Consider the following 869-nt stretch of genomic DNA (forward strand, 5'->3'; position numbering starts at 1 on the left):
TCTGAGAAATCATTGGCTGACTATGCAGGCAAACGCAAAGTGCTGAATATTTTCCCTAGCATTGCCACAGGTGTATGCGCCCAGTCCGTCCGCACTTTCAACAAACGTGCCTCTTCGTTAGAAAATACCGTCGTCTTGTGCATTTCTGACGATTTCCCGTTTGCACAAGCCCGTTTCTGCGGTGCAGAAGGTTTAGAAAATGTAGTGACACTTTCCACATTCCGCAGCAGCTTTTCTAACGATTACGGAGTAACACTGACAGAAAGCCCATTACGCGGCCTGACTGCCCGCGCAGTGGTGGTTTTAAATGATCAAAACCAAGTTCTCCACGCTGAGTTGGTTTCTGAAATTGCGAACGAGCCTGACTACGAAGCAGCTTTAGCTGTTTTGTAATTGACTCAATAAAATCAGGTCGTCTGAAAATTTTCAGACGGCCTTTAGCTTATCTTCAAAATAAAAACGGTAGCTTAAAAGCTACCGTTTTCTGTTTCAAACCTTATACAGATTTATCTGTTTTGTCTGTTTCTACTGACTCAGTATTCTGAACCTCATTTTGCTCAACAGCTTCAGCAGCTTCAGCAATAGGCGCTTCATACTCTTCCACTTTGTCATCGCGGACATTGTGGCTATAATCTTTAGGCGGACTAGGCTGTTTACCGGCCATAATTTCCAAAACTTGGTCTCGATCGATGGTTTCCCAATCCATAAGTGCTTTGCACATGGTTTCCATCTTATCACGATTTTCATCCAAGATTTTGTAAGCCACTTGGTATTGCTCATCCAAAATACGGCGGATTTCCGCATCGATATCTTGTTGGGTTTTCTCGGAAATATTTTGAGAACGGGTTACGCTGCGACCCAAGAATACC

General features: G+C 43.7%; 1 protein-coding gene and 1 pseudogene. One reads left to right on the top strand and one right to left on the bottom strand.

The genetic code is table 11. From position 1 onward, the window contains the following. Positions 1 to 393: thiol peroxidase (gene tpx, locus ACTHUM_RS15675; RefSeq protein ID WP_440403375.1), on the top strand; the 393-nt coding region annotated here is incomplete at its 5' end. A 103-nt stretch (positions 394 to 496) separates the two neighbouring features. On the opposite strand, the pseudogene ACTHUM_RS15680 reads toward tpx, so the two are convergent. Further along, positions 497 to 869 (bottom strand): annotated as a pseudogene (locus ACTHUM_RS15680) (ATP-dependent zinc metalloprotease FtsH); the annotation flags it as partial.

The sequence above is a fragment of the Neisseria sp. P0021.S006 genome, assembly GCF_051956895.1.